Genomic DNA, 19,847 nt, shown 5'->3' with positions numbered 1-19,847 from the left:
GGCGCGCCCCTCGCTCGGCGCGCGGTCAGGGACCGCGCGCCAGCTTTGAGAGATTACTTCTTCTTGTCGCCGCCGGCGGGGGCCTTGGCAGCCGGGGCCTTGGCAGCCGCTGCCGGAGCAGCAGCACCCGCAGCCGGAGCAGCACCAGCCGCCGGAGCAGCAGCACCCGCAGCCGGAGCAGCAGCCGCAGCCTTCTGCTCTTCGGCGTAGCCGGACGGCGGCACGATGGTGACGAGGGTCGCGTCCTCGGAGGTCAGCGCCTTCACGCCGGCCGGCAGCTTGATGTCGGAGAGATGCAGCGAGTGGCCGATCTCGAGCGAACCGACGTCGGCCTCGATGAACTGCGGGATGTTCTCCACGCCGCACTCGAGCTCGATCGCGTGCGCAACGATGTTCACGGCGCCGCCGCGCTTCACGCCGGGCGAACCTTCAGCCTTCACCACGTGCAAGGGAACGCTGATGCGGATGGTGGCGCCTTCGCCGAGCCGCATGAAGTCGACGTGGATCGGGAAGTCCTTGACCGGATCGAGGTGGTAGTCGCGCGGAATCACGCGGTGCTTGTTGCCTTCGAGGTCGATGTCGACCAGCGTGGTCAGGAACCGGCCGGCGAGGATGCGCGAGCGCAGTTCGCGATCGTCAACCGAGATGGTCAGCGGGGGCTGGTTGTTGCCATAGATCACTCCGGGCACTCTCCCGGCGCGACGCTCAGCCCGGGCGGCCCCCTTGCCGCTCTTCGGACGTGCGGTCGCCTTCAATTCCTTGACGGTCGCCATAACGTTAAGTCCTTGTTTTTGCAAAAGTTAATGGGCCGCAACGCGGCCCATGGCATACGCCGCAGCAAGCCTCCAGGGGTGCGGGGGCTGCGGACGTGGCGGGCTTTTACCCGGAAGACGCGGAAATGACAAGGAGAATGGGCTGGTGGGCGGAACCGGATCGCCCGGATGGAGCCGGCGGAGTTAGCCGCCGAGCTTGGCCTCCAGCGCCGCGATGCGCGCCTTCAGAGCCTCGTTCTCCTCACGCGCCAGGCGCGCCATGTCCTTGACCGCCTCAAACTCCTCGCGCTTGACGAGGTCCATGTCGCGCAGGAATTTTTCGGCCTGGGTGCGCATCACCGTGTCGAACTCGCGCTTGACGCCCTGCGCGGCACCGGCGGCATCGTTCATCAGGCGGCCGATCTCGTCGAAAAACCGGTTGTTGGTCTGGGTCATGTCGGTCTCCTGGCGGCTTTCGATGAACTCTGCGCGAACGCGCGGGGAGACAATGGCAATCCGATTGGGCCGGTTCAAGGGCCGATCGGCGGTATCCTTGTCATGCCCCGGTTTCCTTGCAATCGTATTCAACGTCCCTGCATAAGAAGAATCACAAAAGGCGCTCGAGATGATCGACCAGCAGATCGCGATCCCCACCAAGGACGGTCACACCGCAACCTTCATCAGCCATCCCGAACGCGGCGGGCCGTTTCCGGTCGTCCTGTTCTACATGGACGCGCCGGCGATCCGCGAGGAGCTGCGCGACATGGCACGCCGGCTCGCGACATCGGGTTATTACGTGATGCTGCCGAACCTCTATTACCGTTCCGGCGTGATGGAGCTCGGCGCGCTGCCGGCCGATCCGAACGCTCCGGAACGCAAGCGCATGTTTGCGCTGATGGGATCGCTCACGATCCCCATGATCATGGACGACACGCGGGCGCTGCTCACCTATGCCGAGGGCCAGGCGGCCGCGAACACCAAACTGATCGGCACTGTCGGTTACTGCATGAGCGGCCGCTACGCGATCAACGCCGCCACGCATTTTCCCGATCGCGTCAAAGCCGCTGCCTCGGTCTACGGCACGCAACTCGCAACCGACCAGGACGACAGCCCGCATCTCGCGGCCGCCAAGACCAAGGCCGAACTCTACTTCGCCTGCGCCGAGACCGACATCTACGCACCGGCCGAGATCATCGAGCAGGTGAAGCAGGGCATGAGCGGCGCCAAAGCCGAAGTCGAGATCTATCCCGACACCCATCACGGCTTCGCCTTCCCCAAGCGTCCGGTCTATCACCGCGACGCCGCCGAGCGGCATTGGGAGCGTCTGCTGGCGCTCTATCGCCGCAATCTCGTCTAGACATAGAAGGCGCGATGCCCTTTCTGCTCATCGACTTTCCCGCCTTCAAGCCGATCGCGATCGAGATCGGTCCGTTCGCGATCCGCTGGTATGCGCTGGCTTATATCTGCGGCATCGTGTTCGGTTGGCTCTATGCGCGCTCGCTCCTGAAGAAAGAGCGGCTGTGGGGCGGCCCGGCGCCGATGTCGTTGGTGCAGATCGACGACTTCATTCTGTGGGTCACGCTCGGCATCATCCTCGGCGGCCGCACCGGCTATGTGCTGTTCTACAATCTGCCCTTCTTCATCGACCATCCCGCCGCGATCTTCAGGCTGTGGGAAGGCGGCATGTCCTTCCACGGCGGCTTCCTCGGCTGCGTCGTCGCGGTGATGTGGTTCGCCTATCGCAACCGCATCTCGATCCTGTCGCTCGGCGACATCACCACCGCCGTCGCCCCGGTCGGGCTGCTGCTCGGCCGCATCGCCAATTTCATCAATGGCGAATTGTGGGGCCGCACCGCCGGGCCGGAGCTGCCCTGGGCGATGATCTTCCCCAACGATCCCACCCAACTGCCGCGTCATCCGAGCCAGCTCTACGAGGCCGGCATGGAGGGCATTTTGCTGTTCACGGTGCTCGCGATCATGATCCGCTTCGGCGCCCTGAAGCGGCCGGGCATGATCCTCGGCGCGTTCATCCTGATCTATGGTCTGAGCCGGATCGCCGGCGAGCATTTCCGTGAACCGGACGTCCAGCTCGGCTTCCTCTGGGGCGGATTAACCATGGGCATGCTGTTGTCGATTCCGATGCTTATTGTGGGCGGCATACTTATTGTATTGGCAGTGAGGCGCGGTGCGCCCGAGCCCGCAGGGGCTATTCGTTAATTCCTTTTGAGAAGATAGGCCGTGACCGACCAGCCGTTACTCGACGAGATCAAGGCGCTGATCAAATCCTCAGGCCCCATGCCGGTCTGGCGGTACATGGAACTGTGCCTGATGCATCCGCGCTATGGCTATTACGTCTCGCGCGATCCGTTGGGACGAGAAGGCGACTTCACCACCGCGCCCGAGGTCAGCCAGATGTTCGGCGAGCTGTTGGGCCTATGGACCGCCTCGGTGTGGAAGCAGATGGGCTCGCCGCAATTCCTGCGGCTGATCGAGCTCGGTCCTGGCCGCGGCACCATGATGGCCGATGCGCTGCGTGCGCTCCGCGTGCTGCCGCCGCTCTACCAGGCGCTCCACATCCACATGGTCGAGGTCAATCCGGTCCTGCGCGAGCGGCAGAGTGCGACGCTGTCGGGCGTGCGCAACATTGCCTGGCACGACAGCATCGACGACGTGCCGGACGGACCGAGCATCATCCTCGCCAACGAATATTTCGACGTGCTGCCGATCCACCAGATGGTCCGTCACGAGAACGGCTGGCACGAGCGCGTGATCGAGGTGGACGCCAACGGAAAACTTCAATTCGGCGCGGCGGCCGAGCCGACCCCACGCTTCGAGGTGCTGCTGCCGCCTCTGGTGCGCGCCGCGCCCGTCGGGGCCGTGTTCGAGTGGCGGCCCGATGCCGAGATTATGAAGCTCGCCAGCCGCGTGCGCGACCAGGACGGCGCGGCGCTGATCATCGATTACGGCCATCTGCGCAGCGATGCCGGCGACACCTTCCAGGCGATCGCGCGCCACACCTTCACCGATCCCCTGAAGGCGCCGGGCCAAGCCGACGTCACGGCCCATGTCGACTTCCAGGCGCTCGCGCGCGGGGCGGAGGACGTGGGCGCCCGCGTGCACGGGCCGGTGACGCAGGGCGATTTCCTCAAGCGCGTCGGCATCGAGACCCGTGCCGCCGCCTTGATGCAGAAGGCGGCGCCCGACGTTGCCACCGACATTTCGATCGCGCTCAAGCGCCTGACTGAAACCGGGCGCAGCGGCATGGGTTCGATGTTCAAGGTGCTCGGCATCTCTGAGCCGCGCTTGACGGGCCTTGCGGGACTGAGCGATCTCGAACGCGCCGGAGACCATTCATGACGCTTGCCTCCTCGCTGCTCTCAGCGGTGCCCGGCCTGCGCCACGCCTTCTTCACCCGCGAGGGCGGCGTCTCGGGCGGCATCTATTCCGCGCTTAACGGCGGGCTCGGCTCCAACGACGATCAGGCCCTTGTCGCGGAGAACCGCCGCCGCATGGCCGAGCATGTCGGCGTCGCGCCGGAACGCTTTCTCAGCCTGCACCAGATCCATTCGCCCGACGTGCTAGTGGCCGACGCTCCGTGGCCGAGCGGGCCGCGACCGAAGGGCGATGCGCTGGTGACGAAGGTGCCCGGCATCGCGCTCGGCGTCTCCACCGCCGACTGCGGGCCCGTGCTGTTCGTCGACCCCAATGCGGGCGTGATCGGCGGCGCGCATGCCGGCTGGAAGGGCGCGCTCACCGGCGTGCTGGAGCAGACCATTTCAGCGATGGAAAAACTCGGCGCCTCGCGGAGCGGCATCATCGCCGCGATCGGCCCGCTGATCCGCCAGGACAGTTATGAAGTCGGCAACGAGTTCGTGGCGCGCTTCATCGAGGCGGATGCGGACAACACGATGTTTTTCATCCCGTCGGTGCGCGAGGGACACGCGATGTTCGACCTCGCCGGCTTCATCCGCGAGCGTCTGGAAGCCGCGGGCATCCTGATGATCGACGATCTCGGTCTGGACACCTACGCCGACGAACGCTTCTTCAGCTACCGCCGCTCGGTGCATCGCAACGAGCCGGATTACGGCCGCCACGTTCACGCGATCGCGCTCGAAGCGTGAACACAAAGGCAACCCCGTGTCATTCCGGGGCTATGCCTGCGCGCGATGACAGTGGGCTGTGGCGCCCCCGCCCTAGACGTTAATGCGTTTTAACGATATCGCTGCCCTCCATAATGAGGGACGCGTCATTCATCTTGCGCCGCGCAGGTTCGCGCGTGCTGGCGGTCATGCTGCTGACGGCTGCGACCGCGCTTGGCGGCTGTGCCGGTGGCGGTGGTGCCGCAAACTCCTACGCCATGGCGCCGAGCGCCGGCTCCGGGGCGACAGTCGCGTTCGAATCGATCGACGGGCCGCCGCCGCAAGTGTTCGACCGCATGGTCGGCGTGCTCGACACCGAATCCAAGCTGCGCAGCCTGTCCGTGGTCTCCCGCGAGGGGACGGCTGCCTACCGCGTGCGCAGCTACCTCTCCGCTCAGATCGTGCGCGGCAAGACCGTGATCGCCTGGGTCTGGGACGTCTACGACGCCAACCAGCAGCGGGCGCTGCGCCTTTCCGGCGAGGAACCTACGGCGGCCAAGGGCGGCCGCGACGCTGCCCGGGATCCTTGGGGAGCTGCCGACGACCTCGTGCTGCGGAAGATCGCCCAGGCCGGATTCAGCGGACTTTCCAACATGATCAACGGTACGCCGGATGCGCCGGGCTCGGCTCCCGGCTTGCGCGGGGCGGCTGTGGCGAGCGTGATCCCGGAGGCTCCGGCGGCCGGGATGCCGGCCTCGGCGCTGGGCTATGCCGAGCGATAACCCCCGCGAAACCACGGCCCCAACTTCCGGCCAAACCGTTGGCCGGATTCGGGATTTCGCAGGGAAAACGTAGCGTCCCGGGTTGCCATTGCAGCCCCCGGCCTGATATTTCCTCGCCCGTCGTAACCGTGCTTCCAGTGGGTATTGTTTGATGTTGAACATCGTGTCCAGCAAAGCGCGGGAGGAAGCGTCCATGTCGGCCAAGAACGGCTCCATCAAGCTCGTCGCCGGCAACTCCAACCCGGCTCTCGCACAGGCCATCGCGCAAGGTCTCGACCTGCCGCTGACCAAGGCGGTGGTACGGCGCTTCGCCGACATGGAGATCTTCGTCGAGATCCAGGAGAACGTGCGCGGCTCGGATGCCTTCGTCATCCAGTCGACCTCGTTCCCGGCGAACGACCATCTGATGGAATTGCTGATCATCACCGACGCACTGCGCCGCTCCTCGGCGCGCCGCATCACTGCGGTGCTGCCCTATTTCGGCTACGCCCGGCAGGACCGCAAATCGGGTTCGCGCACGCCGATCTCGGCTAAACTCGTCGCCAATTTGATCACGCAGGCCGGCGTCGACCGCGTCATGACGCTCGACCTGCATGCCGGCCAGATCCAAGGCTTCTTCGACATCCCGACCGACAACCTCTACGCGGCGCCGCTGATGGTGCGCGACATCAAGGACAAGTTCGACCTCTCCAGGACGATGGTGATCTCGCCCGACGTCGGCGGCGTGGCGCGCGCACGCGGTCTCGCCAAGCGCATCAACACCCCGCTCGCGATCGTCGACAAGCGCCGCGAGAGGGCGGGTGAATCCGAGGTCATGAACGTGATCGGCGACGTCGCCGGCTACACCTGCATCCTGATCGACGACATCGTGGATTCCGGCGGCACGCTGGTGAACGCCGCCGACGCGCTGATCGCCAAGGGCGCCAAGGACGTCTACGCCTACATCACCCACGGCGTGCTCTCCGGCGGCGCGGCCGCCCGGATCACGAACTCCAGGCTGAAGGAACTGGTGATCACCGACTCAATCCTGCCGACCGAGGCGGTGAGCAAGGCCCCGAACATCCGCACGCTGCCGATCGCCAGCTTGATCTCGGACGCGATCGCGCGCACCGCCGCGGAAGAGTCGGTGTCGAGCCTGTTCGACTGAGCACGCTGACCTCGTAGGGTGGGTTAGCCCTGCGGACTGCGCGAAGCGCAGACCGCTCGGCGTAACCCACCACTTCTGCCCCCGCGGAAAGTAAGAGGCGGGTTACGGCTGCGCCTAACCCACCCTACGGCTCCCCCACGCGCCGCCGCTCCCCGGGTTGTTGCCAACGACCGCCCATGACATCATCCGAATCCCGAGTCATCTCTGCCCTCTGGATGCCCGATGCCACGCCGGAAATTTGCCTGGGAGAAGCTGTCGGACGACGAGTTGCTCAAGCAACGCCTCTCCAGCCTGAGGGTTACGGTCGAAGGCACCTGGCTCGAGGATTGCGTCAGCACGCTGTACGAGGAGCTCGAGGAGCGCGGCATCCGGCTGCGGCCGCACACCTGGATGTCGAGCGAATGGTTCAGCCCGGGCGGCGTTCCCGGCATCGCCATTCCGTTCTATCTCGCTCATCCCCGCCTGATGAAGCTCGAGAAGAAGATGATGTTCGACGTCGAGGGCGGAACCTGGCGCGAATGCATGGCCATCCTCCGTCACGAAGCGGGCCACGCCATACAGCACGGCTACCAGTTGCAGCGCCGCCGGCGCTGGCAGCAACTGTTCGGCCCGTCGTCGAAACATTATCCGCGCTATTACCGGCCCAATCCGGCGAGCCGGCGCTATGTCCAGCATCTGCGGCTCTGGTACGCGCAGAGCCATCCGGACGAGGATTTCGCCGAGACGTTTGCGGTGTGGCTACGGCCCCGTTCGAACTGGCGGACGCGATACGCTGGTTGGCCGGCACTGAAGAAGCTCGAATATGTCGACGAGCTGATGGGCGAGATCGCGGGAAAGCGGCCGCCGATCACGACGCGGGAGCGTGTCGATCCGCTGGGTCGGCTCAGCCAAACGCTCGAAGAGCACTACAAGAAGAAGCAGGCGTTCTACGCCTTCACGCCTCCCAAGACCTACGACCGCGATCTCTCCCGGCTGTTTTCGGCCGATCCGCGGCATCACCGCTCAAAGCCGGCTTCGACCCTGATCAGGCGCCACCGCTCCCAGATCAGGCAATTGGTCGCGCGATGGACCGGCGAGAATCAGCTTACGCTCGATGCCGTGCTTGACGAGATGATCTCCCGCTGCCGCGAGCTCGACCTGCGCGCCGTCGGTCCTGAACAGAAGCTCGTTCTCGACTTCATCGTCCTCGTGACCGCCAAGACGATGCACACGATGTTTGGCCCATCTCGACGAAAATGGATCGCGCTATGAGACGTCTGCGCATTCTGGTGCTCATGCATCCGGACTTCGTGCCGCCGGACTCCAGCGACGGGCACACCGCGCAGGAAATCAATGCGTGGAAAACCGAATACGACGTGGTGAGCACCTTGCGCGCAGCCGGCCACGAGGTTCGACCGCTCGGCGCGCAGGAGGAAATCAAGCCGGTGCGCGAGGCGATCGAGGAGTTCAAGCCGCACGTGGTTTTCACGTTGCTGGAGGAATTCCACAACAACGTCGCCTTCGACCAGCACATCGCGAGCTATCTCGAGCTGATGAAGGTCCCTTATACCGGGTGCAATCCGCGCGGCCTGACCCTGGCCCGCGGCAAGGATCTGTCCAAGACGCTGGTGCATCACCGCCGGATCGCCGCGCCGGCCTTTGCCGTCTTCCCGATGCGCCGCAAGGTGAAACGCCCGACGCGTCTTGCGCTGCCGCTGATCGTCAAGAGCCTGAACATGGATGGCTCGTTCGGCATCTCGCAAGCATCGATCGTCGACACCGACGAGAAGCTGGCCGAGCGGGTCGCCTTCATCCACGAACGGGTCGAATCCGCCGCCATCGCCGAGCAGTTCATCGAAGGACGAGAGCTTTACGTCGGCGTGCTCGGCAACAACCGCTTACGAGTCCTGCCGGTCTGGGAGTTGAAATTCGGCAGCATGGGCGGCCGCTCGTCACGGCACATCGCCACGGAGAAAGCCAAGCACGACACCGACTATCAGGAGAAGGTCGGCATCGTCGACGGGCCTGCGAAGGATCTGGCGCCGGAAGTGACCGCCAGGATCCAGCGGGCCGCGAAACGCATCTACCGGGTGCTTGGCCTCGACGGCTACGCTCGTATCGATTTTCGTCTCACCGCCGACGGCACGCCGTATTTCATCGAAGCCAATCCAAATCCCGAGATCGCCAAGAGCCAGGAATTCGCCACGGCCGCTCTACATGACGGGCTGAAATATCCGGCTCTCCTGCAGCGCATCCTGGCGCTCGGAATCAGCCGCGCCAAAGCGGGCGTGTCATTGGGGTGATGACGGCTGCGATCACCCCTCATCCTTCGGGACGCGCTTCGCGCCCCTCGGGATGAGGGATGGTCGTTGCGCGGCGTTACACGATTCCCGCGGCGACCTGGCCGCGCAGGCGTTCGAGCCCGAGCAATGTCTCCGCACAGGCGGCCGCCACTTCGACGCCCTTGATCGCAAAATGCCTGCGGAAGAAATCGTAGTGCACCTCGGTCTCGTGGAATTGCTGCGGCGTCAGCACCGCGGAGAACACGGGCACCTCGGTACGCAGCTGCACGTCCATCAACGCCTTGATCACGGTGTCGGCGACGAATTCATGGCGGTAGATGCCGCCGTCGACGACGAGGCCGGCCGCGACGATCGCGGTGTAGCGCCGCGTCTTGGCGAGGATCTGCGCATGCAGCGGGATCTCGAACGAGCCCGGCACCTCGAACACGTCGACATGATTGAGGTGGCGCGCTTCTGCCTCCTTCACGAAGGCGATACGGGCCTCCTCGACCACGTCGCGGTGCCAGCAGGCCTGCACGAAGGCCACCCGCTGCGGTTTCGCGAAGCGCGGGTGGTCGGGCGCCGGGTCCTGTGGAACCGGCGGTGGCGTTTGGGTTGGTTGGGAGGTTTCGGCTTGGGGATCTTGCAACATCTGATTCATGGCTTTCCTCAGTTAAGGACCAGAATCAGGGCACACGGAACGACAAACAGCCGCATCCTGCGATGCGTCTGCCACCGACCGTTCTCTTTCATCCGGACTTTAACCGTCGGCTTCGGAGTTGCACCGAATCTGCTGACCCTTCCCCGCAGCAACAGGCTTTGAGGAAGGCGCTCGCGGGCTTGGGCCTTACGGCCCTTACCGCCGGTGGGGACTTTCACCCCGCCCTGAGAACATCGGCCGTCCGGAATGAACGGCCTGACCGAAATATGACGCCGGTTCGGGGCCGCGGCAAGCGGGTTCCGCATGGGAAAATCGCATGGTCCCATACCGCGAAGGCGGTCCAGGGGGCACGCCGCGGAATTAACGATCGGGGGCGGCCGCCGAATCCGATTCCGATTTGTTCTTCCCGTTAATAATTGTGGCCGAGATGAGCTGTGGACGAACGAGTCCTGACTTGTGGACGGACTCGGCAGCCAGTTGCGCAGATTCCGCAAATCACATCAGTTGATCCGCGACAAGCCCGCGCTGATCCGAACGGATCGCCTTAGCAAATTTAAGGGAGCGCGCGCCGGACCAACCGCGTGCGTATCAAAGACAACAAAAAGGCAAGAGGTCGAGACGGCATGTCCCTGCTCGAAGGCACTATCGATTCCAAAAACCATCCGCTCGCGGTGGTCGAGGATATCGCTGCCAGCAATAACTGGCCGTTCGAACGCTCCGGCGAAGACGAACTCACGATTGTCTCCAAGGGACAATGGACCGACTACCAGATCTCCTTCACCTGGATGGGCGAGATCGAGGCGCTGCATCTGGCCTGCGCATTCGACATGAAGATTCCGGTTGCGCGGCGATCTGAGGTCCAGCGGCTCGTCGCCGCGGTCAACGAGCAGCTGTGGGTCGGGCACTTCGACCTGTGGACCACCACCGGCATGATCATGCACCGGCAGGCCCTGGTGCTGCCGGGCGGGCTCATCGCCTCCACCGGCCAGTGCGAAGCCATGCTCGCCGGCGCCATCCACGCCTGCGAACGCTATTTCCCGGCGTTCCAGTTCGTGGTGTGGGCCGGCAAGTCCACGGCGGAAGCCATGGACGCGGCCATGTTCGACACGGTGGGCGAGGCTTAAGGCCTCTCAGCAAGTGAGGGAGCCACACCTCCCTCCTCATCGTCGTCCTGGCGAAAGCCAGGACCATATCGCGAGGTCTCTCCGTGTCTCGCGGTGCTTGTTGCCCTGCCATCCTTCCACTAGAACCAGCCGTGGTAATGGGTCCTGGCCCCCCGTGCGCAATTGCGCACTAGGCCAGGACGACGGCGGTGGCGACAGCGATGGCGAACAGCACTCTCCAAAACATCACCGGCACCATCCTGCTCGCCGGCGCCGGCAAGATGGGCGGCGCGATGCTGACCGGATGGCTTTCGGGTGGGCTCGACCCGCGCCGCGTCGCGGTGATTGATCCTCACATCTCGGCCGAGATCACCGCACTTGCCGCCAAGGGGATTGCGCTCAATCCCGACGTGACGACGGCGGGCCAGGTCGAGACGCTCGTGGTCGCGGTGAAGCCGCAGATGTTCCGCGAGGCCGGCGCCAAGCTGAAGCCGTTCGTCTCCGACAAGACCGCGGTAGTGTCGATCATGGCGGGAACCACGATCGCCTCCCTCGAGGAGGTCTGCGGCGGCGCTGTGGTGCGCGCGATGCCAAACACACCGGCCGCGATCGGTCGCGGCATCACGGTGGCTGTCGCCGCGAACAATGTCAGCGCACAGCAACGCGCGGTGGCCGATGCGCTACTACGCGCCACCGGCTCGGTCGAATGGGTCGACGATGAGAGCCTGATGGACGCGGTGACCGCGGTGTCCGGCTCGGGCCCGGCCTATGTGTTTTTGCTGGCCGAAGAGCTCGCGCGCGCCGGTGTCGAGGCGGGATTGCCCGAGGCGCTCGCGACAAAACTCGCGCGCCAAACCGTCGCCGGCTCGGGTGAACTTCTCCATCAATCGGATCTGCCGTCGAGCACGCTGCGCCAGAACGTCACCTCGCCCGGCGGCACCACGGCCGCGGCGCTCGGCGTGCTGATGGGTGAGCCCGGCCTGCGCGAGCTGATGATCCGCGCGATCGCGGCGGCGACGAAGCGGTCGAAGGAATTGGCGAAGTAAGGAAGTGCCGTAGGGTGGGCAAAGCGAAGCGTGCCCACCAATTCGAATGCAGCCGCGGAAAGATGGTGGGCACGGCGCTAGGCGCCTTTGCCCACCCTACGATTTCGAGCCTGTAGCCAGCCGCTTGTTGAACATCGCGACATTAATGAGCCCGCGCGCGTGGCGGCCTTCGCCGAGTTTTCGCGAGCCCTCGAAGGCCTCGACCTCGAAGCGGATGACGCGGCGCTCGACCGCGACCACCTTCGCGGTAGTCCGCACCGTCGCACCGACGAGAGCTGCTGCAAGATGGCGGATGTCGACCTCGGTGCCGACGGTGACCCAGCCGGGCTGAAGGACGCTACGGATCGCATCGCCCGACGTCATCTCCATTTCCAGAATCATCATCGGCGTCGCATAGACCATCGGCATGCCGGGCACGAAATGCCCGACCGTGCGCTCCACCGGCACCACCAGCGTGCGCTCGGCGCTCATGCCGGCCTTGATGAAGTCGCGTGCGTCCATGGGGCCTCCCCCGTCGTCCTGGACAAGCGAGCAAAGCGAGCGCCGATCCAGGACCCATTACCCCGACACAACACTTTTATGCGCGGTCTGAACTCGACCTGCTGCAACAACTGCCGCTTGGGGTAATGGGTCCTGGCCCCCGTGCGCAATTGCGCACTAGGCCAGGACGACAGTTGCGTTTGCAGCTACAGCGATGGCTACTTCTTCGCAGCCGCCGCGCGCTCCACGAACGTCTTGCCGCCCTTCATCTTATGGGCGAGCGGGGCTTCGTTGATCTGGATGACGACGGCGTCGGCATCGACGCCGAGATTCTTCACCAGCGCCTGGGTGATGTCGCGCATCATGCCGGCCTTCTGCTCGTCGGTGCGGCCCACGGCCATGCTGACAGTGATCTCAGGCATTTTTTCTCTCCCTTGGGCCGCACACCGGCCATTGACGGTCGTCATCAAACAGGAGGTGGATGCCCGGGACAAGCCCGGGCATGGCGCACCAGCGAATAGCTAGCCCCAGCTCACGTCATGGCGCGCCAACACCTCGCGCACTTTGGCGACGAGGTCGGCCTCGCTGCACGAGAACTGCGCCGGGCGGCTCTCCCGCCATTCCTGGTTGGAAGCGATCGCGGCCGCCGCCTTCGCGCCCTCGATCAGATCCTTGATCTGCACTTCGCCACGCGCTTTTTCATCCGACCCCTGGATGATGACGCAGGGCGCTTTGCGGCGGTCGGCATATTTGAGCTGGTTGCCCATGTTCTTGGGATTGCCGAGATAGAGCTCGGCACGGATGCCGGCGGTTCGCAACGATGCGACCATCTTCTGATAGTCGGCGACGCGGTCGCGGTCGAACACGGTGACAACGACGGGGCCGAACTCTGGCTTCGTGTCGAGCTTGCCAAGCAGCGTCAGCGCGGCCTGAAGCCTGGACACGCCGATCGAGAATCCGGTAGCCGGCACCGGCTCGCCGCGGAAGCGTGAGACGAGGCCGTCATAACGGCCGCCACCTCCAACGGAGCCAAAGCGGACGGGACGGCCCTTCTCGTCCTTGGTCTCGAGCAGCAGTTCGACCTCGTAGACAGGGCCCGTGTAGTATTCGAGGCCGCGCACGACGGAGGGATCGATGCGGATGCGGTCTGCGCCGTATCCCGAAGCCGTCACCAGTTTGGCGATTTCTTCCAGCTCGCTCACGCCGGCCTGACCGACTTCGCTCTTGGCGAGATAGGTTTCCGCCGCGGCGATCGCCTCTTTCCAGTCGTCGTGCGGTTTGGTGATGGCGAGAACGACGTCAGCTTCCGACGCGCTCAAATTGGCGCCCTTCGTGAAGTCGCCCTTGCCTTCTTCGCCGCCATCCCATCTGCCGGGACCGAGCAGCTTGCGAACTTCCTCGGCGGGAAACTTGTCGAGCTTATCGATCGCGCGCAACACGGTCAGTCTGCGTGCTGCGTTCTCTTCGCCACCGAGCCCGATTGCTTCCAGAACGCCGTCAAGCACCTTGCGATTGTTCACCCTCACGACATACGAGCCGCGCGCAACGCCCAGCGCCTCCATCGTGTCGGCCGCCATCATGCAGATCTCGGCATCGGCCGCCGGTGTTGCCGAGCCCACCGTGTCCGCGTCGAACTGCATGAACTGGCGGAATCGGCCGGGGCCGGGCTTCTCGTTGCGGAAGACGTAACCGACGCGATAGCTGCGATAGGGCAATACAAGACCGTCGGTACCGTAGCGCTCGCCAACGTAGCGCGCGAGCGGCGCGGTCAGGTCGTAGCGCAAGCTGATCCACTGCTCGTCGTCGTCCTGGAACGAGAACACGCCCTCGTTCGGACGATCCTGGTCGGGCAGGAACTTGCCGAGCGCATCGGTGTATTCCATCGCCGGCGTTTCCACGGGCTCGAACCCGTAGAGCTCGTAGACGGTCCGGATCTTCTCCACCATCTCCCGCGTCGCCCGGATCGCGGCGGGATCGCGATCCTCGAGCCCGCGCGGCAGGCGCGCCTTCAGTTTCTGGGGTTTTTTGGATTTTTCGGCCATGCGCGGCATTTACCAGCCGACGCGCGAGGCGGCAACTGCCGGGTAGGCTCTTACGGCTGCTCCATCCGCGCCCGGAGCGCGTCGGCATCCGCTTTCGGCAACGACTTCAGCGTTGGCTTGATGGTTTCGCCGCCGACGATCTTGCCGTTGCGCATGAACATCCAGTCCGAGATGTCGGCTTCAGTGAATTCGACCTTGTCGCCTGCCCGCTTGCCGGGCAGATCGCGTGGCTCGTTGGCGAAGAGGCCGGAATAGGCCCCGTTGGGTATCTTCTTCACCTCGGCCATCCAGATGTGCTCACCGCCTTTGCGGGTCGAAAAGTGCACCTTCAGGGCATGCCCTGTCTCCGACGGCTTCGGCGCCTCATAGGAGGCCCAGAATGTCGGCAGCGTGCCGCGGGCGCGCGCGATCGCGGTGTTCATCTCCGGATCGGTGGTGCGCACGTCGACAACGGGCGAACGTCCCTCAGCGGAGACATCCGGCTGGGGGCCGATGGTCAGAATGCCAAAGACGGTGACGCCGGTGATCGCGGCGAGAACGACCCATTTCAGGGGTTGGGGAAGAGTGGATGCCATGATCGCGATGTCCAGATGACTCGATGTTCGAGTATTCGAGGTCTCGGACTTTGTCGCACGATCATCGTGTCGCGTTCATGGCGCCTCTCTCTCCCCGCGCGCGGGGAGAGAGAGGGCAAAAATCAAGACAGATTGCGGATCCAGTTGTGCGGATCGTTGGTGCGGCCGTACTGGATGTCGACGAGTTGCTTGCGCAGGCCCATGGCGACCGGGCCCGCGGCGCCGCCGCTGATCTCGAAATCGCCGCTCACCGAGCGCACCGTGCCGATCGGCGAGATCACGGCGGCGGTGCCGCAGGCAAACGCTTCCTTCAGCTTGCCGCTTGCCGCATCCTTGCGCCACTGGTCGAGCGAGTACGGCTCCTCGCGCACGGTCTTGCCGGCATCTTTGGCCAGCGCGATGATGGAATCGCGGGTGATGCCGGGCAGGATGGTGCCGAGCGGCGGGGTCGAGAGCGAGCCGTCGTCGAACACGAAGAACACGTTCATGCCGCCGAGCTCTTCGATATAGCGGCGCTCGATCGCATCGAGGAACACGACCTGGTCGCAGCCGTGCTGGATCGCTTCGGCCTGGGCGCGCAGGCTCGCGGCATAGTTGCCGCCGCATTTGACGGCGCCGGTGCCGCCGACCGCGGCGCGCGTGTAATTCTCGGACACCCAGATCGAGACCGGCGCAGGGCCGCCCTTGAAGTAGGAGCCGACCGGCGAGGCGATCACCGCGAAAATGTATTCGGACGACGGCTTGACGCCGAGGAAGGTCTCGCTCGCGATCATGAAGGGGCGCAGGTAAAGGCTGCCCTCGCCGCCCGGCATCCAGGCGCGGTCGATGCGCACGATTTGCTCGACCGCCTCGATGAAGACGTCTTCGGGGAGCTGCGCCATCGCCATGCGGTCCGCCGAGTCCTTGAAGCGCCGTGCATTGGCGTCGGGGCGAAACAGGTTCACGCCGCCGTCGTCGCGCTTGTAGGCCTTGAGGCCTTCAAAAATTTCCTGGGCGTAGTGGAGGACGGCGCCGGCCGGATCGATCTGGAAATTGGCGCGGGCCTCGACACGCGCCTCGTACCAGCCGCCCTTGGCCTGGTTGTAGCGGACCACCGCCATGTGGTCGGTGAAGACGCGCCCGAAACCGGGATCGACCAGCTTGGCGACCCGATCCTTCTCGGGGGTCGGATTGGATGCGGGCTGGATGTCGAATTTCATGCTCATGTCCTTGCCTCCCGCTGCCGGTGGCGGTGCCGTTGTGGCACCCACCTGCCCTGATTTGGGCCCGGCTGGCTCGATTGGTTTCTGGCCGGACCGCCGCCAGCCTTGTTACGGCCGGTTTCCGTGGCCAGCATGTCACCGAGGACATGCTTTTGCGGAAGACGGAAGTCCAGTATGTTTTGCCGAAATGCCGTTCGACAATCGCACGGTAGATCTGCTCCGGCCGTCGCCGCCCGTCCGGCCCACTGCGGCGGCCTTGCTTCGATGCCCACCCGACGCGAAACGATCTAAAATTTCGTGCGGGCTGATCGTTTTGTAACATTGAGACCAAGATACGTCAATATGCCTGACATAAATTTCGCGACTCCTTCTCAAGACGCTGCCGGGCCGCGGCCGGCCGCAGACGACGGAGGCAATTTGCGCTGGGATATCATCGAACTGCTGTTCTTCGCTTATCGCGATTTCGTCGGCGATCCCGACCAGGAGCTGGAGGCGTTCGGCTTCGGCCGGGCCCATCACCGCGTCATGCACTTTGTCTATCGTTATCCCGGCCTCAAGGTCGCCGACCTCCTCGACGTCCTGCGTATCACCAAGCAATCGCTCGGCCGGGTGCTCAAGCAGCTCCTGGACGAGGGCTATATCGTGCAGAAGACCGGCGACAATGATCGCCGCCAACGCCTGCTGTTTGCGACACCGAAGGGCGAGGCGCTGGTGCAGAAGCTCGCCGGCCTGCAGACCACGCGCATCACCAAGGCACTCGCCGAGATGGCGCCGCAGGATGCCGAGACCGTCAAGCGCTTCCTGCGCGCGATGATCGACCGCGACGATCCGGACAAGGTGCTGGAGACGATCTTTGCCACCGTCAATCAGGACAAGGAGTGACCGTGCCGCTCGCTGCAACGCTCGCACGCCCGCCGGCACGCCCCGCCGACGATGCCCCGCATCTCCTGCTGGTCGACGACGACCGCCGCATCCGCGATCTGCTCTCGCGCTTCCTTGCCGGCGAAGGCTATCGCGTCTCGACCGCCGCGAGCGCCAGCGACGCCCGTTCCAAGCTTTTGGGCCTGCACTTCGACCTCTTGATCCTGGATGTCATGATGCCCGGCGAGACCGGCTTCGATCTCGCCCGTTTCATCCGGACCTCGTCCTCGGTGCCGATCGTGATGCTGACGGCGCGGCATGAAGCCGAAGCGCGCATCGAAGGCCTGCAGATCGGCGCCGACGATTACGTCGCAAAGCCGTTCGAGCCGCGCGAGCTTGCGCTGCGCATCAACAACATCCTCAAGCGCGCTGCGCCGCCGCCGCAGGCCGCTGCAGTGGAGAAGATCGCGTTTGGCCCGTACATCTATCACCTCGAGCGCGGCGAATTGCGCCAGGGCGAAGACGTCATTCACCTCACCGACCGCGAGCGCGAGATGCTGCGGATCCTGTCGGAGACACCGGGCGAGACCGTGCCGCGCAGCGCGCTCACCGGCAATGGCAGCGTCAACGAGCGCGCCGTCGACGTGCAGATCAACCGCCTCCGGCGCAAGATCGAGACCGATCCCGCCAATCCGCTGTTCCTCCAGGCCGTGCGCGGGATTGGCTACCGGCTGGTAGCCTCGCCATAAAGCAGTAAAGCGCCACCGATGAGCACGATCGATAGCGGCCTGACGCTTTTGAAGAGCGCCGCCGGCCGCGTCTCCGCCGCCAATGGCTGGATGGGCAATGCGTTCAAGGGCTGGATGCCGACCGGCCTCTACGCGCGTGCGCTGCTGATCATGATCGTGCCGATGGTGATCCTGCAATCGGTCGTCGCCTTCGTGTTCATGGAGCGGCACTGGAACACGGTGACACGGCGCCTGTCGGCCGCGGTGGTGCAAGACATCGCCGCGCTGATCGACGTCTACAAGGGCTATCCGCAAGACAAGGATCGCGACCAGATCCGCCGCATCGCGCAGCAGCGCCTGGGCCTCGTCGTCGATTTCCTCCCGGCCGGCGACATGCCGCCGCCGGGACCCAAGCCGTTCTTCTCGCTGCTCGACCAGACGCTGTCAGTGCAGCTCGGCCGCCAGATCGGGCGCTCCTTCTGGATCGATACGGTCGGCCGCTCCAACCTGGTCGAGATCCGGATTCAGCTCGACGACGCCGTGATGCGCGTGTTCGCACAGCGCAGCGCGGCTTATGCCTCGAACTCGGAGATCTTCCTGTTCTGGATGGTCGGCACGTCCTCGATCCTGCTGATCGTCGCGGTGCTATTCCTGCGCAACCAGATCAAGCCGATCCTGCGACTTGCCGACGCTGCCGAAAGTTTTGGCAAGGGCCGCGAGGCGCCGAATTTCCGTCCGCGCGGCGCGCGCGAGGTGCGGCGCGCGTCGGTCGCCTTCCTCGAAATGAAGTCGCGCATCGAGCGGACGATGGAGCAGCGCACCGCGATGCTCGCCGGCGTGAGCCACGATCTGCGCACGATCCTGACGCGGTTCAAGCTCGAGCTGGCGCTGATCGGCGACAGCCCCGAAATGGAGGGCATGCGCAAGGACGTCGACGAGATGTCGATGATGCTGGAGGACTATCTCGCGTTCGCCCGCGGCGATTCCGGCGAGCAGTCGCAGCCGACCGACATGGCGCAGGCGCTCGAGGAGCTGCGCAGCGACGCCGAGCGCCACGGCCACATTGCGACGGTCGCGTTCAACGGACTGCCCGTGGTCACGGTGAAGCCGGCCTCGTTCAAGCGCTGCCTCGCCAACCTCGTCACCAACGCCGCCCGCTACGGCAAGGCCATCGCTATCACCGGCCAGCGCGATCACCGTTATTTGACCGTGACAGTCGACGACGACGGCCCGGGCATTCCCGCGCACTTACGCGAAGAGGTGTTCAAGCCGTTCCTGCGGCTGGACAACGCCCGCAACCAGGACGAAGGCGGCACGGGTCTTGGCCTCGCGATCGCCCGCGACATCGCCCGTTCGCACGGCGGCGACATCACCCTTGGCGACAGCCCGATGGGCGGATTGAGAGCAAGCGTGCGGATACCGGTGTAGCTGCCTCTTCCCTTCTCCCCCTGTGGTAGAAGGTGGCGCGAAGCGCCTGATGAGGGGTCTCTCTCCGCGAATTCAAAAGCGAAAAGAGTCACACGCGGAGACAGACCCCTCACCCGTCTCGCCGCTACGCGGCGAGCCACCCTCTCCCGCAAGGGGAGAGGGAAGAGTCTTACTTCGGCAACAGCGCTTTCAGCTTGTCCATGTCGCGCACGTTCATCTTGAAGCCGCCGGGCATCACGATGTCGCCGGGCTTCTGGTCCGGCTTGCAGGCCCCCAGCCATTTCGCTTCGAGCTGCAGGGTCGTGTCGCGGCCTGCTGCGCCGGCGGCGCCGCCTTGCGCGTGCGACGACGTCTTCACTGTATAGGCCGAATTGAAATCGCCGGTGATCTCGGCATGCGAGGTCGTGCTGATGCCGGCGACATTGCATTCGGAATCGCTGACATAGCCGGTCGCGGTCTTCTTGATGTCCTGCTTGGCGCAAATCTGCTTGGCCATCGGGGAGACGTTGTTGTTCATCTCCTTGTCGACGGTCTCGTCGGTGCAGTGCTGCATGGTCATCTCGGGCACCGGCGTGCCGGTCCTGACCATCTTCAATTCCCACAGGCCCGCCTTGCGCACCGGCAGGTCGTCAGCGCGGGCGCTGCCTGCCGACACGACGAGGCAAAGGGCGGAGCCGAGCAAAGCGAGTTTGCGCGTCAT

At 64.8% G+C, this 19,847-nt stretch carries 22 protein-coding genes and 1 riboswitch; of the genes, 13 read left to right on the top strand and 9 right to left on the bottom strand.

Annotated features, from left to right (window positions below):
- Window positions 1–53: 53 nt before the first annotated feature.
- Complete coding sequence (locus tag ABIB80_RS31090; protein ID WP_007596810.1) at window positions 54–773, bottom strand: 50S ribosomal protein L25/general stress protein Ctc; 720 nt, start codon at window positions 771–773, stop codon at window positions 54–56.
- 183 nt (window positions 774–956) lie between these two features.
- Window positions 957–1,208, bottom strand: coding sequence for an accessory factor UbiK family protein (locus tag ABIB80_RS31085; protein ID WP_007596812.1), 252 nt, complete (start codon window positions 1,206–1,208; stop codon window positions 957–959).
- A 169-nt stretch (window positions 1,209–1,377) separates the two neighbouring features.
- On the opposite strand from ABIB80_RS31085, the gene ABIB80_RS31080 reads away from it, so the two are divergent.
- The 8 genes from ABIB80_RS31080 (at window position 1,378) to ABIB80_RS31045 (ending at window position 9,042) form a co-directional block, all read left to right on the top strand.
- The gene (locus tag ABIB80_RS31080) at window positions 1,378–2,109 is read left to right on the top strand and encodes a dienelactone hydrolase family protein (protein ID WP_007596814.1); all 732 of its coding nucleotides are present in this window, start codon (window positions 1,378–1,380) and stop codon (window positions 2,107–2,109) included.
- A gap of 14 nt (window positions 2,110–2,123) precedes the next feature.
- Complete coding sequence (gene lgt / locus ABIB80_RS31075) at window positions 2,124–2,969, top strand: prolipoprotein diacylglyceryl transferase (protein ID WP_007596816.1); 846 nt, start codon at window positions 2,124–2,126, stop codon at window positions 2,967–2,969.
- Between the two features lie 21 nt (window positions 2,970–2,990).
- Window positions 2,991–4,109, top strand: coding sequence for a class I SAM-dependent methyltransferase (locus ABIB80_RS31070; protein ID WP_007596817.1), 1,119 nt, complete (start codon window positions 2,991–2,993; stop codon window positions 4,107–4,109).
- Entirely contained in the window at window positions 4,106–4,873 is a 768-nt protein-coding gene (gene pgeF, locus ABIB80_RS31065; RefSeq protein WP_007596819.1) for a peptidoglycan editing factor PgeF, read from the top strand. The genes ABIB80_RS31070 and pgeF overlap by 4 nt, the downstream gene beginning before the upstream one ends.
- A 113-nt stretch (window positions 4,874–4,986) precedes the next feature.
- Window positions 4,987–5,613, top strand: coding sequence for a hypothetical protein (locus tag ABIB80_RS31060; protein ID WP_007596820.1), 627 nt, complete (start codon window positions 4,987–4,989; stop codon window positions 5,611–5,613).
- 193 nt (window positions 5,614–5,806) lie between these two features.
- Window positions 5,807–6,760 carry a ribose-phosphate pyrophosphokinase gene (locus tag ABIB80_RS31055; RefSeq protein ID WP_007596822.1) on the top strand — a complete coding sequence of 318 codons (954 nt, stop codon included), beginning with the start codon at window positions 5,807–5,809 and terminating at the stop codon, window positions 6,758–6,760.
- A gap of 222 nt (window positions 6,761–6,982) precedes the next feature.
- Entirely contained in the window at window positions 6,983–8,011 is a 1,029-nt protein-coding gene (locus ABIB80_RS31050; protein ID WP_007596824.1) for a putative zinc-binding metallopeptidase, read from the top strand.
- Window positions 8,008–9,042, top strand: coding sequence for a D-alanine--D-alanine ligase family protein (locus ABIB80_RS31045; RefSeq protein ID WP_007596826.1), 1,035 nt, complete (start codon window positions 8,008–8,010; stop codon window positions 9,040–9,042). The genes ABIB80_RS31050 and ABIB80_RS31045 overlap by 4 nt, the downstream gene beginning before the upstream one ends.
- Before the next feature lie 76 nt (window positions 9,043–9,118).
- On the opposite strand, the gene ABIB80_RS31040 is transcribed toward ABIB80_RS31045, so the two are convergent.
- Window positions 9,119–9,682 (bottom strand): 6,7-dimethyl-8-ribityllumazine synthase, encoded by a 564-nt coding sequence (locus ABIB80_RS31040; RefSeq protein WP_007596828.1) that lies wholly within the window; start codon window positions 9,680–9,682, stop codon window positions 9,119–9,121.
- Window positions 9,683–9,758: 76 nt separating this feature from the next.
- A riboswitch (FMN riboswitch) is annotated at window positions 9,759–9,918 on the bottom strand.
- Between the two features lie 387 nt (window positions 9,919–10,305).
- Between ABIB80_RS31040 and ABIB80_RS31035 the strand changes: the two genes are divergently transcribed.
- Both ABIB80_RS31035 and proC read left to right on the top strand, forming a co-directional pair.
- The gene (locus ABIB80_RS31035) at window positions 10,306–10,806 is read left to right on the top strand and encodes a type III secretion system chaperone family protein (protein WP_007596830.1); all 501 of its coding nucleotides are present in this window, start codon (window positions 10,306–10,308) and stop codon (window positions 10,804–10,806) included.
- Between the two features lie 200 nt (window positions 10,807–11,006).
- Window positions 11,007–11,831, top strand: a complete 825-nt coding sequence (gene proC / locus ABIB80_RS31030) for a pyrroline-5-carboxylate reductase (protein ID WP_007596832.1) — start codon at window positions 11,007–11,009, stop codon at window positions 11,829–11,831.
- A 96-nt stretch (window positions 11,832–11,927) separates the two neighbouring features.
- Here proC and ABIB80_RS31025 read toward each other — a convergent pair whose 3' ends face one another.
- The 5 genes from ABIB80_RS31025 to ABIB80_RS31005 all read right to left on the bottom strand — a co-directional run bounded on the left by ABIB80_RS31025 (window position 11,928) and on the right by ABIB80_RS31005 (window position 16,133).
- Entirely contained in the window at window positions 11,928–12,332 is a 405-nt protein-coding gene (locus ABIB80_RS31025; RefSeq protein ID WP_007596834.1) for a thioesterase family protein, read from the bottom strand.
- A gap of 197 nt (window positions 12,333–12,529) precedes the next feature.
- Window positions 12,530–12,733, bottom strand: a complete 204-nt coding sequence (locus ABIB80_RS31020; RefSeq protein ID WP_007596840.1) for a tautomerase family protein — start codon at window positions 12,731–12,733, stop codon at window positions 12,530–12,532.
- A gap of 99 nt (window positions 12,734–12,832) precedes the next feature.
- The gene (gene hisS, locus ABIB80_RS31015; RefSeq protein ID WP_088941338.1) at window positions 12,833–14,353 is read right to left on the bottom strand and encodes a histidine--tRNA ligase; all 1,521 of its coding nucleotides are present in this window, start codon (window positions 14,351–14,353) and stop codon (window positions 12,833–12,835) included.
- A gap of 50 nt (window positions 14,354–14,403) precedes the next feature.
- A complete protein-coding gene (locus ABIB80_RS31010; protein ID WP_007596843.1) occupies window positions 14,404–14,928 on the bottom strand; it encodes a YegJ family protein in 525 nt (174 codons plus the stop codon).
- 122 nt (window positions 14,929–15,050) lie between these two features.
- Window positions 15,051–16,133: a branched-chain amino acid aminotransferase gene (locus ABIB80_RS31005; protein WP_007596844.1), complete on the bottom strand. Its 1,083-nt coding sequence runs from the start codon at window positions 16,131–16,133 to the stop codon at window positions 15,051–15,053.
- 339 nt (window positions 16,134–16,472) lie between these two features.
- Between ABIB80_RS31005 and ABIB80_RS31000 the strand changes: the two genes are divergently transcribed.
- The 3 genes from ABIB80_RS31000 to ABIB80_RS30990 are packed head-to-tail and all read left to right on the top strand — an operon-like array spanning window position 16,473 to window position 19,147.
- On the top strand, window positions 16,473–17,012 hold the full coding sequence (locus ABIB80_RS31000) for a MarR family winged helix-turn-helix transcriptional regulator (RefSeq protein ID WP_007596846.1): 540 nt from the start codon (window positions 16,473–16,475) through the stop codon (window positions 17,010–17,012).
- On the top strand, window positions 17,009–17,740 hold the full coding sequence (locus tag ABIB80_RS30995; protein WP_035993624.1) for a response regulator: 732 nt from the start codon (window positions 17,009–17,011) through the stop codon (window positions 17,738–17,740). Before ABIB80_RS31000 ends, ABIB80_RS30995 begins: the two co-directional genes overlap by 4 nt.
- 18 nt (window positions 17,741–17,758) lie before the next feature.
- Entirely contained in the window at window positions 17,759–19,147 is a 1,389-nt protein-coding gene (locus tag ABIB80_RS30990) for an ATP-binding protein (protein WP_007596850.1), read from the top strand.
- A 169-nt stretch (window positions 19,148–19,316) separates the two neighbouring features.
- On the opposite strand, the gene ABIB80_RS30985 is transcribed toward ABIB80_RS30990, so the two are convergent.
- Window positions 19,317–19,847 carry a DUF3617 domain-containing protein gene (locus tag ABIB80_RS30985; RefSeq protein WP_007596851.1) on the bottom strand — a complete coding sequence of 177 codons (531 nt, stop codon included), beginning with the start codon at window positions 19,845–19,847 and terminating at the stop codon, window positions 19,317–19,319.

The sequence above is a fragment of the Bradyrhizobium sp. i1.15.2 genome (assembly GCF_040548425.1).
Lineage (GTDB): Bacteria > Pseudomonadota > Alphaproteobacteria > Rhizobiales > Xanthobacteraceae > Bradyrhizobium > Bradyrhizobium canariense.
Note: the sequence above shows the minus strand (reverse complement) of the source record. Positions and strands in the feature narration are given on the sequence as shown.